Annotated in this window: 11 protein-coding genes and 1 pseudogene; 9 read left to right on the top strand and 3 right to left on the bottom strand. The window is 70.2% G+C overall.

The features are described from left to right. The first annotated feature begins 140 nt into the window (after positions 1-140). From QIT00_RS35680 to QIT00_RS35705, 6 genes are all read left to right on the top strand, one after another. Positions 141-2,030 carry a WD40 repeat domain-containing protein gene (locus QIT00_RS35680; protein ID WP_282539656.1) on the top strand — a complete coding sequence of 630 codons (1,890 nt, stop codon included), beginning with the start codon at positions 141-143 and terminating at the stop codon, positions 2,028-2,030. After that, on the top strand, positions 2,027-3,322 hold the full coding sequence (locus tag QIT00_RS35685; RefSeq protein WP_282539657.1) for an MFS transporter: 1,296 nt from the start codon (positions 2,027-2,029) through the stop codon (positions 3,320-3,322). The genes QIT00_RS35680 and QIT00_RS35685 overlap by 4 nt, the downstream gene beginning before the upstream one ends. 230 nt (positions 3,323-3,552) lie before the next feature. Next, on the top strand, positions 3,553-4,179 hold the full coding sequence (locus QIT00_RS35690) for a GTP cyclohydrolase II (RefSeq protein ID WP_408909921.1): 627 nt from the start codon (positions 3,553-3,555) through the stop codon (positions 4,177-4,179). Next, positions 4,176-5,891, top strand: a complete 1,716-nt coding sequence (locus QIT00_RS35695) for a WD40 repeat domain-containing protein (protein ID WP_282539659.1) — start codon at positions 4,176-4,178, stop codon at positions 5,889-5,891. Before QIT00_RS35690 ends, QIT00_RS35695 begins: the two co-directional genes overlap by 4 nt. Next, complete coding sequence (locus QIT00_RS35700; protein WP_282539660.1) at positions 5,884-6,903, top strand: formylglycine-generating enzyme family protein; 1,020 nt, start codon at positions 5,884-5,886, stop codon at positions 6,901-6,903. The genes QIT00_RS35695 and QIT00_RS35700 overlap by 8 nt, the downstream gene beginning before the upstream one ends. 145 nt (positions 6,904-7,048) lie before the next feature. Further along, positions 7,049-7,447 (top strand): luciferase domain-containing protein, encoded by a 399-nt coding sequence (locus QIT00_RS35705; RefSeq protein WP_282539661.1) that lies wholly within the window; start codon positions 7,049-7,051, stop codon positions 7,445-7,447. On the opposite strand, the gene QIT00_RS35710 is transcribed toward QIT00_RS35705, so the two are convergent. Then, positions 7,381-9,183: an AfsR/SARP family transcriptional regulator gene (locus tag QIT00_RS35710; RefSeq protein WP_282539662.1), complete on the bottom strand. Its 1,803-nt coding sequence runs from the start codon at positions 9,181-9,183 to the stop codon at positions 7,381-7,383. The two genes, QIT00_RS35705 and QIT00_RS35710, sit on opposite strands and share 67 nt — an antisense overlap. Before the next feature lie 623 nt (positions 9,184-9,806). Between QIT00_RS35710 and QIT00_RS35715 the strand changes: the two are divergent. Then, positions 9,807-10,138, top strand: a pseudogene (locus QIT00_RS35715) (hypothetical protein). 11 nt (positions 10,139-10,149) lie between these two features. Here QIT00_RS35715 and QIT00_RS35720 read toward each other — a convergent pair. Continuing rightward, positions 10,150-10,605: a VOC family protein gene (locus tag QIT00_RS35720; protein ID WP_282539663.1), complete on the bottom strand. Its 456-nt coding sequence runs from the start codon at positions 10,603-10,605 to the stop codon at positions 10,150-10,152. Between the two features lie 264 nt (positions 10,606-10,869). After that, on the bottom strand, positions 10,870-12,054 hold the full coding sequence (locus QIT00_RS35725) for a winged helix DNA-binding domain-containing protein (RefSeq protein ID WP_282539664.1): 1,185 nt from the start codon (positions 12,052-12,054) through the stop codon (positions 10,870-10,872). Positions 12,055-12,222: 168 nt separating this feature from the next. Here QIT00_RS35725 and QIT00_RS35730 point away from each other — a divergent pair, with 168 nt between their 5' ends. Then, entirely contained in the window at positions 12,223-12,984 is a 762-nt protein-coding gene (locus tag QIT00_RS35730) for an SDR family NAD(P)-dependent oxidoreductase (RefSeq protein WP_282539665.1), read from the top strand. A 200-nt stretch (positions 12,985-13,184) separates the two neighbouring features. Next, positions 13,185-14,132 carry a GlxA family transcriptional regulator gene (locus QIT00_RS35735; RefSeq protein ID WP_282539666.1) on the top strand — a complete coding sequence of 316 codons (948 nt, stop codon included), beginning with the start codon at positions 13,185-13,187 and terminating at the stop codon, positions 14,130-14,132. Positions 14,133-14,320 lie beyond the last annotated feature (188 nt).

A 14,320-nucleotide genomic window follows, 5' to 3' on the forward strand; every position in this document is an offset into this window, starting at 1 on the left:
CCCCCCCCCCCCCCCCCCCCCCCCCCAACCCCGCGCCCCCCCCCCCCCCCCCCCCGGGGGGGGGGGCCCCCCCCCCCCCCCCCCCCCCCTTGCCAATCCCCGCCGAGCACCTCACAGCCACATCTCCAGGAGCCCGAACCATGGAACTGTCTGACCGCATCGTGCGCATCGAGCACGTCCCGGGAGCCGGGCTGCTGGCAGCCGACATCACCGGCCGTGTCCACCTGCTCGACAAGGACCTGCGCCTCGTCCGGTCCTCACCCGCCCGGACCGGCACCGTCGCGGCCGGCCACGCCCCCCTCTACACCGTGACGGCCGCCGGAAACTGGGTGGTGGGCCGGGACAAGCGCGGCACCCTGCTGCGCTGGCGCCTGGACACCCTCGATCTGGTCGATGTGCTCGACTCCGACCACACCGCCGACCACGCGGAGCTGATGGAAGGCGAGGAGCCCTCGCCGGTGATGAGCCGCGGCATCACGGTCCACCGCGGCAAGGTGTACGTCAACAACGGCTACCGGCAGATGGTCGTCCTGGACCTGGAGACCTTCGCCGTGGACCGGATCGTGCCCAGCTTCGCCGACCACGTCCCCGTGGAGTGGTTCTGCCAGGACCACCCGAGTATCGACGCCGCCTCCGACAAGGCCGGCCGGGTCTTCCTCGGGGACTTGGAGAAGCTGGACTTCCCCACCGTGGTCCAGGCGGACGGCGGCAACATCCACCGGATCCTGTACGACCCGCTGCACGACCGTTTCTGGGCCACCCAGGACGACGGCGTCGACGAGGACAACAACATCGCCAACGGCGTGGTCACCCTCGACAAGACGGGCGCGATCACCGACCGGCTGCTCCTTGCCCGCGACGACGTGGAGTTCCTCGCCTTCTCTCCCGACCACCGCACCGTCTACGTGGGCGGCTTCGACGGCGTGCTGCACCTCCTTGACAACAGCACCTCCGAGCTGAGCATCGCCTCGTCCGTCACGGGCTTCTCCCACCAGCTCACCGACTTCACCGTCGGCGACGACGGCACCCTCTACACCCTCACCCAGGACGGCGACATCCGCCGCCTGTCCGCCGACGGAACCGAGGTCCTCGCCCGCGCCCCGTTCCGGCGGCAGAGCATCTGGGACATCCAGCCCGCGGTGGGCGGCGCGGCGGCCCAGCTGTACGCGGGCACCGACGACGGCGTGGCCGTCCTCTCCGTCGTCGCGGACGGCAGTGGCGAGCCACGCATCGACCTGCACGCCGTCCACGGCCATGGCATGGGCTTCACCCGGCGTGTGGTGCCGCTGCCCGGCGGCTGGGCGGGCGTCACCCGGGATCAGTGGGTCTTCCGGTCGGACGCCGACGGCAAGGTGCTGTGGCGCACCCGTCTCGCGTCCCTTCCGCACACCGTGGCGGGCTCCTCGGACCACACACGGCTGCTGGCCTGCCACAACGAAGGCGTGGACGAACTCGACGCCGCCACCGGACAGATCGTGGCCCGGATCGACATCGGCCGCGCCTCCGCCTGGGCGGGCTGCTACCTGCCGGACGGCCGGCGCGCCGTCGCCTCCAGTGCCGGTGTGATCACCGTGTTCGCCGCGCACGGACCGGAGGTTCTGTGGGAGCTCGACACCGCCGAGTACCCCAAGCGGATGTGGGCCGACGGCGAGGACGCCCTGATCGTCACCGGCGAGCTGGGAGTGAAGCGCATCGCGCTCTCGGAGCGAAAGGCCACTCACCGGTGGATCGAGCTCCTGGACAACACCGTGGAGAACGGCGCCTTCATCGAGGACCGGGTCTACGCCGTCTCCTACGGAGCCCAACTCGCCGTCTACGAAAGGGAGTCGGAGGAGATTCTGGCCCTCGTGGAGGACCTTCCCGACTTCGGCAAGGCGATCGCCGCCGTCCCCTTCGGTGACGGGCATGTCCTCCTGGCCGGCGGTCGCGGCGGCTGGCTGCGCCTGTTCCGTACCGGTGGAGCCGGCAGCAAGGCACCGCTGACCTTCGTCCGCGACCTGCTGCTGCCCCGGCAGGAGACAACACCGTGACCACGCAGGGCCTCCCCGCGGACACCAGGTCCGACGACGGGCCGGCCGCCCCTCACGGGGGGCGGCCCTCGCCGTGGCGCGACCGCCGCTTCCGGATCTTCGCGGCCGGCAATGTCGCCAACAACATCGGAGAGGCCGTCTACGCCGTCGCCCTCCCCCTGTTCGTGTACGAGCGCACCGGTTCGCTGGCCGTCATGTCGTTCCTCGCGGTCCTCACCCCGGCCACCCTGCTGCTGGCGCCGCTGCTTGGCGCGATAGTGGACCGGCATGGTGCGCGGGTCCTGGTCGTTCCGGGGCTTCTGGTGCAGGCGGCCGCCGCCGTCGCCCTCAACCTCACCGGCCTTGCGCCCCAGGCTCCCGTATGGCCGCTGTTCGTCTTCGGCGCTCTGGTGCAGATAGGCGGCGCCGCCTACCGGACGGGCTGGATGACCGGTGTGGCACACATGTTTCCCGACAACCCGGTGCGCTCCCGGGCCAGCCTGGGCAGCCTCTACACCATCACCAACGTGATCGGCCCGCTGCTCGTCAGCGCCGCGCTGCTGTGGATCGGTTACGCCGGACTGCTCTGGCTCAACGTGATCACCTTCTTCGCCCCGATCGTCGTCTGGCTGATCGGCGTTCACCCGCCCCGGCTCCGGGCGCCGGCCTCCGGCGGGGGCATGGGGCGTCAACTCGCCGACGGAGTACGGACGTTGCGGGCCACGCCGGTGCTGCTGCACGCGATGCTGGTGTTCGTCCCGATGCTGCTTGTCGGCACCACCGGCACCATGGCCCTCTCGCTGTTCCGCCTCCAGGACGAGTGGAAGCTCTCCGCGCAGACGGTCGGACTGATCCTGGTGGCTGTTCGGATCGCCGGTGTGCTCGGCACCGTCCTGGTCGCGGAGCGCAAGACCTTTCCGTTCCGTACGATCGTGCTCGCCGGAACCATCGGCATGGGCACCGCGTTGCTGGTCATGGCCTCCGGGTCCGTACACGTCTTCGTGGCGGCCATGGTCGCCATGGTCGGTTTCCAGGCCGCACTCGCGGTCGCCAGCGACCTCATGGTCTTCCACTTCGTGCCGGCGGACGCACTCGGCCGGATCGGCGGCATCGTCGACCTCGCCCTCGGGATCCCCGTGCTGGCCGCACCGCTCATCATTCCCGCCCTCTCCACCGCCCTGGGCGCCTCCGCCTCCTTCCTGATACTGGGCGCACTCCAGCTCACCGGACTGCTGTGGCTGTGGCACACCTGGAGACAGTGGAGCCCGAACGCCGTTCACCCTCCCGACCGCATGGCGTCCGCCATGGCATGAGCACCCCGACCCCACCCGAGCTTCGTGCGCCTCGAGATGAACAGCACCGCGTGGACGCCGTGCCGGGCGTCAGCCGACGTCGCGTTCTCCCTCGCCGACCACTGGCAGACGCCGCCCGCCCCCGCCATCAACGGACAGAGACATACAAGAGAGGGACCCCCATGCGAAGTGCCAACGGATCGTCGCCCACGACGCGTTCGCCCCTTCCGCTGAGCGCTCCCGCCTCCTCGCTGCCGCACCTGGGAGACGCCTCGCCGCGAGCCCGCGTACGGGTGCCGCTGGAGGCCGGGGCCGGGCAGCTGGTCGAGGCCCGGATGCTGACCTTCGACGGGCTGGCGGACGGTCGGGAGCACCTGGCGGTCCAGCTGGGAGATCCCGGTGCCGGTGTGCCTCTGGTCCGGCTGCACTCGGAGTGCCTCACCGGCGACGTCTTCGGTTCGGCACGGTGCGACTGCGGACCGCAGCTGCACGACGCGATCCGGCTGATCGACGAATCCGGCGGCCTGATCCTCTACCTGCGCCAGGAGGGCCGCGGCATCGGCCTCTACAACAAGCTCGACGCGTACCGCCTCCAAGAGGGCGGCCTTGACACCTACGAGGCGAACCGCGCCCTCGGCCTCGCGGACGACCTGAGGGACTACACGGTGGCGGCGCAGATGCTGCGGGCACTCGGGCACACCGAGATCGACCTGCTCACGAACAACCCCGACAAGGCAGAGCAGTTGGGCCGACTCGGCATCACCGTGCGGTGCACCGTACGGACCGGAGTCTTCGACAATCCGCACAACCAGGCGTATCTCAGCGCCAAGGCCAACAAGACCGGACACGACATCCGCCTGAAGGAGAAGGTCGCGTGATCAAGCACCAAGGCCCGATCAGCGGAATCGCCGCATTCCAGAATCGCTATGTGGCCACCGCCGGCTACGACAACCAGGTCATCCTCTGGGACGCCGCCCTGCACACCCCTCTGGCCCGCGCCCTGCACGACCACCTCGCCAACCAGGTCTCCTTCAGCCCGGACGGGACCCTCCTCGTCACCTCGTCCAGCGACTACAGCGCCCGCCTCTGGTCCCTTCCCGACATGAGGCTCAAGGCAGTTCTCCCGGACCACAAGGACGACGTGGAGATGTCCGTCTTCCACCCCCAACAGGAGCTCATCGCCACCGCGTCACGCGATCACATCGTCAGGGTCCACGACTTCACCGGCACCGTGCACCACAGGTTCGAAGGACACACCGCGGATGTGATCTCGGTCGAGTGGCTGCCGGACACCGATGAACTCCTGTCCTCCAGCGACGACGGGACGATCAAACGCTGGTCGCTGGCCACAGGAGAGATGACCGCCGACATCGACCTCGAAGGAGTCGAGACCGACACCATCGCCATCACCCGCAGCGGTGTCGTGTTCGCCGGGAACGACGACGGCGCCATCATCCGTATCGAAGACGTCGAAGACGGAAACAGCGCACACTTCCCCGCCCACGACGCGGGCATCAAACGACTCGTCCACCATCCGGCCACCGGCAACCTCGTCAGCCTCAGCTACGACCGCTCGATGAAGATCTGGGACACCTCCGAGAGCCTGCGCCTTGTGGACACCACCGAGTTCCCGGCAGAGATCTGGGCCCGGTCCTGCGCCTTCCTGGACGACCACACCCTCGTGTTCGCGACCTTCGGTTCCACGTATGCGACGTACGACACCAGCACGCGCTCCTGGGATCTCACCGGAGTCGAAGGCACCCGAGGCGTGAACGCCGTCACGACCCTGGCCGACGGCAGCATCCGCACCGTCGGCGACGCGGGCACCACCCAGGTCGACGGGGTCCCGGCGACCGAGCTGGGCAGCCTGTGCAACTTCCTGGTCGGAGTGGGTGACCGGGTGCTCGCCGGCGGCCAGCTCGGCCAGATCTTCGACGCCGCGACAGGGGAGGTGCTCCACCGCCACCGCTCTCCGCTGAACTGCGCGGCCTCCTTCGAGCGGGACGGCGTGCCGCACGTCGTCGTGGGCACCTACACCGGTGAAGGACTGGTCTTCGCCGTACCCGAGGACGGGACCGCCCTGGACCACGTGGCCACGCTTCCCCTGCACAGCAACGCGGTGAAGGGGGTTGCCGTTTCCGACGGCACGATCTTCGCGGTGTGCGCGGACACCGCCGCGAGCTGGTTCGACACCGCCACCCTCCGGGAGACCGGACGCGTGCAGGAGGCGCACACCCGTATCGCGAACGGCTGCGCGCCACTGCCCGGCGGCCGGTTTGCCAGCGTCAGCCGCGACCTTCTGCTGCGTCTGTGGACGGAGGACCGAGCCGTGGCCCTGCCCACGCCGCACGAGCACTCCATCAAGTGTGTCGCCGCTTCCTCGGACGGGCGCCTCGTCGCCACCGGCTCCTACGCCGGCACCGTCGCCGTCTACGACACACGCGCCCAGGCCTGGACCCACATCAGCAGGCCGACAGCCGCGGGAATCTCCAGCCTGCACTACGCCCCCGAGTCGGACCGCTTCCTCGCCGGCTCCTACGACGGCTCGGTGTACCCGGTCCGGGCCGACAGGGAGGGGCGCGATGAGTGAGCCCGCTGTCGCGGTGAACCCGAACGACCTGACGGAGCGGGCGGCCATGGGCCTGCCCGAGGCGTTCGTCGACCGCGTCGACCAGGACCGGTTCACGGCCGAGTGCGCCCGGCTCTACCGTCTGGACCCGACCGCACTCGCCCGGACCGCCGAAGACCCCTCGGCCGGACATCTCGTCAGGCTCGCGGCCGGCAGTCTGCTCGCCCTGCTCGGTGATCCCCGGACGGACACCTGGTCCCCGGTGATGCTCGACATTCCCGCCGCCCGGGTACGGCTCGGGCTCCCCGAGGCCCGGGTGGCGGACATCGTGGCCGAGTGGAGCGGCGTGGGCGTGATCCGGGAGTGGATCGCGAAGGAGACCCCTGTTCACGAGGTGGAACTGGCCTCGTTCCGGATCGCCCGCTACCCGGTGACCAACGCCGAGTACCGCACCTTCCTGCTTGCCGATCCGGCCGTTCCGCCGCCGTCCTCCTGGCAGTTCGGCGCCTACCCGGCGGCGATGGCGAACCACCCGGTGTGGACCGTCAGCCCGCGGGACGCCGACCGGTACGCGGCCTGGCTCTCCGCCCGCACGGGACGGCGCTTCCGGCTGCCGACCGAGGCGGAATGGGAGTACGCCGCGGCAGGGCCCGACGGCCAGGAGTATCCCTGGGGAGACGAGCCGGTCACCGGCCGCGCCAATACCGTCGAGGCGGGCCCGCTGACCACCACACCGGTCGGCATCTACCCCGCCGGGCGGAGCCCGTTCGGCGTCGACGACATGGCGGGCAACGTCGAGGAGTACGTCTCGGACGACTACCGCCCCTATCCGGGCGGTCCGGCCGTACGCGACGATCTCATCCGCGCCGAGGGCGAGCGGTACCGGGTGGCCCGCGGAGGAAGCTTCACCCGCTACGGAGATCTCGCACGGTCCCGGCGCCGCCACGGCTGGTACCACCGCCCCATCTACGCCATGGGTTTCCGCCTGGCGGAGACCCCCGCCCGCATCGGCGGGGAGCGCCACCGTGGCTGAGCCGCACCCGCCCCTGCCGAAGGGATGAAGGGGTCCCGCCATGCCGATCCAACTGCCGCAACGCTCGGGCAATCCGCCGTACGTATGGAGGGGGCCTCCTCCCCAGCAACTCACCCAGACGGCTTCCGGATACTGGGGCCGGCGCGTGCTGGACCAGCGGGCCCGTGCCCTGTGCGGAGTGCGGCCCGGGGACTCCCGCACGTGCCCCGGCTCCCGCGCCTACCATCTCGCGGCTGAGCTGGCACGCGGTCCGACTGAGGCGTTCCTGGAGAGCACCGAGTTCGCACACATCCATCCCGCCTACGACGGCAGCATCCATCTCAGGCTGCCCCCGGACGAGGACGACGCCGCGTGCGGATCAGGGTGGGCGGTCCGGGTGCCGCTCGCGGGGCTGCTGCTGTTCGGGCCGAGAGACGAGCAGGAGACCGACACCGTCTGGCAACTCCTCGCGCTCGCCTACGACTTCGCCTGCCGCGGTCACGCCGCCGCCTCCTCCACCGGCAAGCTCCGGACGAAGCTGCGGACCAGTCCGTGGAGCGAGTAGCAGTCGGCTCCTGACTGCTGGACCAGCTGTGCGTCCACCAACTGTTCCAGGATGTCCTCCGCCCGCTCCGCATCGGTGCCAAGGAGCGTCACGATGCCGTCGCGGGACAGCGTCGACGCGGGAAGTCCCCCCAGGGCCCGCAGGGCAGTCCGGTGCTCCACGGCCATCGAGTCGTACGAGAGGGCCAAGGTGTCCGCCACGCTGTGCTCGCCCGAACGCAGTTCCCGCATCCGCCGCCCCTCGTCGTGCAGCAACCCGGCCAGGTGCCGCACGCTCCACTGCGGCCGACGGCACAGTCTGGCCGCCGCGATGCGCAGTGCCAGCGGCAGGCACCCGCACAGTTCGACGAGCTCGACTAGCGCATCGGGCTCGGCCTCGGCCCGATGCCGCCCCAGCACCCCGACCATCAGGTCGGTGGCAGCGCGCGCGGGAAGGGGGCCCAGTGACAGCCAGGACGCCCCGGCCAGTTCGACCGCGCGGCGGCCGGTGACAAGGACCAGACAGTTCGCGGAGCCGGGCAGCAAGGGGCGTACCTGCACGGCGTAGGCCGCGTCGTCCAGGACCAGGAGAATCCGCTTGCCCGCCGTGGCCGTGCGCCACAGGGCCACCCGGCCGGCCTCCCCTGCCGGAATGCGTTCGCCCGGCACCCCCATGGCGCCCAACAGCAGTTCGAGAGCGGTCCGCGGTTCCAACGGTTCCGCATGAGCCGAATGGCCGCGCATGTCGAGGTAGAGCTGCCCGTCCTCGAACTGCTCCGCCATGCGGTGAGCCGCGTACAAGGCCAACTCGGTCTTGCCGACCCCGCCCATGCCGTCGATCGCCACGATCCGGGTTCCACCTGCGGCCGCGGCCCGGCCGAGCTCGTCGAGATACCCGAGTTCCGCCTCCCGCCCGACGAAATCGGGCACGTGGTAGGGGAGCGTGCTCGGGCGGGCAGTCTCGGCGCCGAGCGGCGACGGCACCGGGGGCGCTGGGGTCGTTGGAGTCACCGGGGTCACCGGGGTCACCGGGGTCACCGGGGTCACCGGGGTCGCTGGGGTCGTCGAGTTCGTCGGGGTCGCCGGGGGCAGTATCCTCAGCGGCGCCTCCAACTCCCCCTTCTGCTGCAGGATTTCCTGATGCAGGGCGACCAGTCGCGGATCCGGGGCGATGCCCAGCTCGTCCGCCAGGAGCTTGCGCAGCGCGGCGAACTCCTCCAGCGCCTCGGCCTGGCGCCCCGAACGGTACAGCGCCAGCATCAACTGCCGCCGCAGAAGTTCACGTAGCGGTTCCTCGTCGATCATCTCCCGAATCTCGCCTATCAGGGACGACGTCTCACCCAGCCGGAGTCTCAACTCGAAACAGCGCTCGGCGGCTTGATAGCGCTTCTCACCGAGCGACAGAGCCGCACCGGCCAGCACGGCGCCGCCAAGTCCGGCCAGTACGCGCCCCCGCCAGAGATCCAGCCCGGCACGCAGCTCGGCGACGGCGTTCTCGGGCAGGTCTTCCGCCTCCGCCTCCTGCGAGCGGCGCAGCCGGATCGAGAAGAGGGTCGCATCCAACTGGTCCTCGTCCAGCAGGATCCGGTAGCCGCCGGTCGCGGTGACGATCAGTTGTCTACCGCCGGGAATCCGGTGGCGAAGAAGCGAAATCGCCTTACGCACCTGCTGCAGCGCCGAATCCGGTGGATTCTCGTCCCAGACCGCGGCCACCAGGCGATGCACCGGCACCACCCTCCCCTGCTCCAACAGCAGCACGGCAAGGACACAGGACTGGAGGGACCCCCCGAGCGGGACGGTCTCCGCACCGGCACGGACCTCCAGTGACCCGAGGATGTGAAACCGCACCTTGCTTCCGATGTCAGCTACCTGCATATCCATCCCCTCTGAGGGTGGAGGGTCGCGTTGGCGGACGTACTCAGTCCCGCGCGTCGGCTTCAGGGCCGCGGCGCACCACCGCGAAGCCGGTGGTGCGGCCGCATCGCGCACCCTCAGCCGCACGGTTCCTGCGACGCCGTACGACACGACCGTCCGGCGGGGGAAGAGGCCGAGCATTCCGCGGCGGGCAGATCGGGGCCATCGCCCATGCAGTCCGCGCGGACGAGGCCCTCAGGCTCTGCTCGGCTCTCACGGCCGCGCTACTTCGACCAGGGTTCATGACGGGATCCTGGGGCGGCGCATGGCCCATGGCCAACCGCCCGGGTGGCACTCCGTCAGGTAGTCACGGCACGCACAGCCGACCGGGCCATCTTCGGGGGTGGATCCATTGTCCTTGCGCGCGCAGGTGTCTGTCACCGTTCCCCGGAATGATCTTTACTTCCCCTTTGCGCCTCTAGGCTTGCGGCCGGATCCAAAGCACCGATCTGACCAGGGAGTTGAGAGTGGCGCACGACATTGCCGCGCTGGCGGTGGAACTCACGGACATGGCTGCGGCCGATCACCGGTCCACGGTCCGCGCGAACAGCGATGACCCCGCCGAGCAGCTGGCGTGGCGGCGGCTGACCGCCCGGCACGGTGACCGGCTCGGCGAGATCATGGACGAGTACGGCTGGCCGACGGCCGAGAGCAGATCTACGGCACTCAGATCGCCGGCGTGAAGGACGGGACCCCGGTCCCGTGGCCCTGTGAAGAGCCCGAGCGCATGGACGAACTCCGTGCGGAAGTCGGCATCGAGCCCTTCGACGAGTACGTTGCCAAGTTCTCCACGGCCTGACACCCGATGCATCAGCCGGTGGAGGTCTCGTCGATGGAGGGCATCGGTTTCCCGTCCGGATGCCACCTGTCGAGGAAGTCGGCCTGCCGGGCGAAGTCGACGAGTTCGACGCGGGCGCCGACGCTGTCCATCCGGTGATAGGCGAACGGCCGGCCGTAGGGACAGCCGGAGAAGTCCAGGGGCATGCCCTCGTCCTCCAGTCGCCGCGAACCCTGCCGCACATCGCTGGTCCAGAAGCCGACGTGATCGAACCTTGCTCCCTTGGACGCGTCCCAGGGGCTGTCGGACGGCCCTTCAATGAGTTCGATGAAGGGCGGCCCGCCTGTGGTGAAGACGATGCGGTAGTCCCACTCACCGAGCCGGTCGGACGCGGGGGCACTCCACTCGACCCCGGCCGCACGACGCAGGTCGTCCATCGCCCGCTCGATGTCCGGGACCACGAAACACACATGGTAGAAGCCAGTCATCCACCCATGATCGACCACGTCACACGTACTGGTCGTCGCCGGGACGGCCCCACCCGCTCTCTTCAGGCGGTCCCCGGGCTCGCGAAGCCGGGGTTGCGGCGCTGGGCTTCCCGGAAGTGCGCGCGAAGTCCCGTGCTTCGGCGGGCTGTTCCGCCCGGTGCAGGGCCCCATGCGAGGGAGTTCGAGAAGGACGAGGGGATGCGGGGCGCGTGCGAGTGAGGCGGCGTAGTCGCGCAGCGCGGCAGCGGCGCGGGCTGCCGCAGGCTAGCCGCTCAGGCGGCGTACGAGCGGGGTGCGCAGCCGGGGGCGGATCCGGACCTCGCCGAGGAATTCGGTGAGCCGTGCGGCCTCGGCCGCGATGGCTGTGCGGACACGCCGGTCCGTTTCGGTGGTGAGGAGGTGCGTGACGATGCGGCCGTCCTCGTGCTGGCCCCAGCCGCCGATGATGCGGCCGTCGCACCACAGGGTCGGGCAGATGTTGCCGTTGCGGTCGAAGAGTTCGGGGACGTGGGCGGGGTCGAGGTACCAGTCGCGATCGCGCCAGCCCATCGCGGTGGGGTCCAACGAGGGCAGCAGGGACACTGCCGGTCCGCTGTCCGCCCGGTCGGGTGGCCCGAGGACGGGGTCGTCGGGCAGGACGTAGCCGGTGGCGTGCCCGAGGTCGACTTCTACGGCGCCGGTGCCTGCCAACGCGTTGAGGGTGTGCGTGAGGTTCCAGCCGGTCCACCACTTGATGTCGTCGAGGGTGACCGGGCCGAACGCCGTCAGATAGCAGGTGGCGAGCACGATTCGCGCGTGGTCGGCGGGCACTTGGGCGTGGGGTTCCGCCAGAGTCCAGCGGAACTTGGCCGATGCCCACGTGCCCTGGGGGCGGCCGCGGCGGATACGGCCTTCGGCGGCCATCACGGTGAGCACCTTGTTGCTGATCCGGGCCCGGGTCTCGTACGGCTTGCCCGGCGAGAACGTGATCCGCTCTTTGAGCTGTGGGACCGCGTCGGCGATCTGGGTGGCGTCGGCCTCACCGAGGTCGGCCAAGGCGGTGATGAGGTCGCGTTCGACGGCTTGCAGCCACGCCGCGTCGTGCCCGAGCTGGTCGGCCAGCACCTTGGCCAGGGCGCCGCGTTCGCGGGCCGCGACGGTGCGGGCGGTGGACGCCTCCACCACCGACGCCAGGGCTTTCGGCACCACGAACACCGTGCGTCGCATGCACAGCATCCGCACCAGGCTCTGGTCCTCGTACAACGCCTGTTCCACTGCCTGCGGCGTTGCTCCGGTCATCCGCGCGGCCACGGAGAGGAACACCGTGGCCGGTTCGGTGGCATGCAGCGCCACCAGGGCATCGGCCACCTGCTCCACCGATGTCGCGCGGGCGGACGGTGCGAGCAGGTGACGATGGACCAGCATGGCGCGGCGCTGCCGGTCGCTGATCTTCGGACGAATCGTGGCCATGGTGGATGCTGCCTCAGTCGGCGCGGAGTGTTCCGAAGAACGCGCGGATGTCGTCGACGAACAAGTCGGGAACCTCGAATGAGGTTGTCGAGGTTGTCGAAGTGACGAGGTTGTCGAAGTGACGAGGTTGACGAAGTGACGAGGTTGACGAAGAGAGAGGAGCAGAGCATGTCCATGGAGGGCCGCTGTGTGGTGGTGTCCGGTGCGGGAAGCGGGCTTGGACGTGCCATGGCACGGCGTATGGCGGCCGCAGGGGCCCAAGTCGTCGTGGCCGGCGACAAGGAGCCGCCGCTGGCGGAGACCGTCCAACTCATCGCGGACGAGGGCGGGTCGGCGTTCGCGGTGCGTTGCGACGTGAGCGACGAGGACGACGTGGTCGCCCTGATGCACCGGACCGTAGAGCGATTCGGGCGGCTCGACGTACTGGTCAACAACGCTGGGGTGGAGTTCGCCAAGCGCGTGGAGGACACCACGGTCGAGGAATGGGACTGGCTCATGGACGTCAACCTCAAGGGCGTGTTCCTCTGCGCCAAACATGCGCTGCCCGCCATGCGCAGGGCGGGCGGCGGGGTCATCGTGAACGTCGCGTCCGAGCTGGCCCTGGTCGGATCGGAAGCAGTGGCCGCCTACTCCGCCTCCAAGGCCGGTGTACTGCAGTTGAGCCGCGCGCTCGCCGTCGACCACGCCGCCGACGGGATCCGGGTGAACACCCTCAGCCCCGGCGTGATCCTCACCGACCTTCTGCAGACAGCCCTGGACTCGACCGGCGACCCCGACAAGCGCCGTCGGCAATTCGAGGAGCGCACCCTCCTCGGCAGGCTGGGCACCCCCGAAGAGGCCGCCGACGCCGCGCTGTTCCTGGCCTCGGACCAGTCCTCGTACATGACCGGCGCGAACCTCGTCCTCGACGGTGGCTGGACCGCCCACTGACCGTCCCAACGAGTAACTGCAGCCCAACGAGTAACAGCCGGGCCCAACGAGTAACTGCGGGGCCCAACAAGTAACCGCCGGGCCCAACGAGTAACTGCGGGGCCCAACAGGTAACTGCCGGGACGGGCGCGTCGCGCCGGTCCTCGCCGCTTTCCGCCCCGTGAGTGGCGGCCGGAGGGCATGGCGTAGGCTCCGGCGGCATGCGGGTGATCGCGGTTCTCGCACTCGACGGGGTGTCGGCCTTCGATCTGGCCATTCCGTGCCAGGTCTTCGCGCTCACCCCCGGCGACGGCGACGCACCCGCCTACGAACTGCGCGTCTGCGTCGACCGGGCACTGCCGACGACGGCCGGCCCGGCGGAACCGTTCCGGATCTCCTCCTCCTACGGCTGGGAAGACGCCCTGGACGCCGACACCGTCCTCGTGCCCGGCATCCCGCACGACCGCGTCCCGCATCCGCGCGCCGTCCGAGTGCTGCGGGAGGCGGCGGCCGGCGGGGCCCGCATCGCCTCCATCTGCACCGGTGCCTTCGTACTCGGTCATGCCGGACTCCTTGAGGGGCGGCGCGCCACCACCCACTGGCGGTTCGCCGATCTGCTGGCGGAGCGGTTTCCCGGTGCTCGCGTCGATCCGTCCGTGCTCTACGTCGACGAGGGCCAGGTGCTCACCTCCGCCGGAATCGCCGCCGGCCTCGACCTGTGCCTGCACATGGTCCGCCGCGACCACGGCGCCGCGGTGGCCGCCGACGTCGCACGCATGCTGGTGATGCCGCCCCAACGAGCAGGCGGCCAGGCCCAGTACATCGACTACCGGGCGCCCGAGGACGACTCCGCCGACCTCGGCGACACCTTGGCGTGGATGCGCGGCAAGCTGAACGAGCCGCTCAGCGTCGCCGACATCGCCGCCCACGCGATGATCAGCCGCCGCAGTCTGTCCCGGCATTTCCGGGCCCAGACCGGTACAACACCCTTGCGCTGGCTCCTCGTCCAGCGCGTGCAGCGTGCCAGGGAGCTCCTGGAGACGACGGCGCTGCCGCTGACGAGGGTGGCCGAGGAGACCGGGTTCGGCTCCGTCGAGGCGCTGCGCCACCACTTCTCGCGACAGGTCGGAACCACGCCGTCCGCCTACCGGTCCACCTTCCGTATGTGAGCCGTGGACCGGGCCTCGGGGGACCGGCCGTGGGGGGAGCGGCCGTGGGGGAGTGGGCCTCGGGGGCTGGCCCGATCTTGCGCACCATGGGCACGCGTGCCGGTGTCGTCGATCCCCAACTGCCGGAAGACTCAAGGGCGTTCTCGCTTCCCACCGGCCGCCGACACCGCGCTGCCACTTCCGCACGG

It is taken from the genome of Streptomyces luteolus (assembly GCF_029968015.1).
Lineage (GTDB): Bacteria > Actinomycetota > Actinomycetes > Streptomycetales > Streptomycetaceae > Streptomyces > Streptomyces luteolus.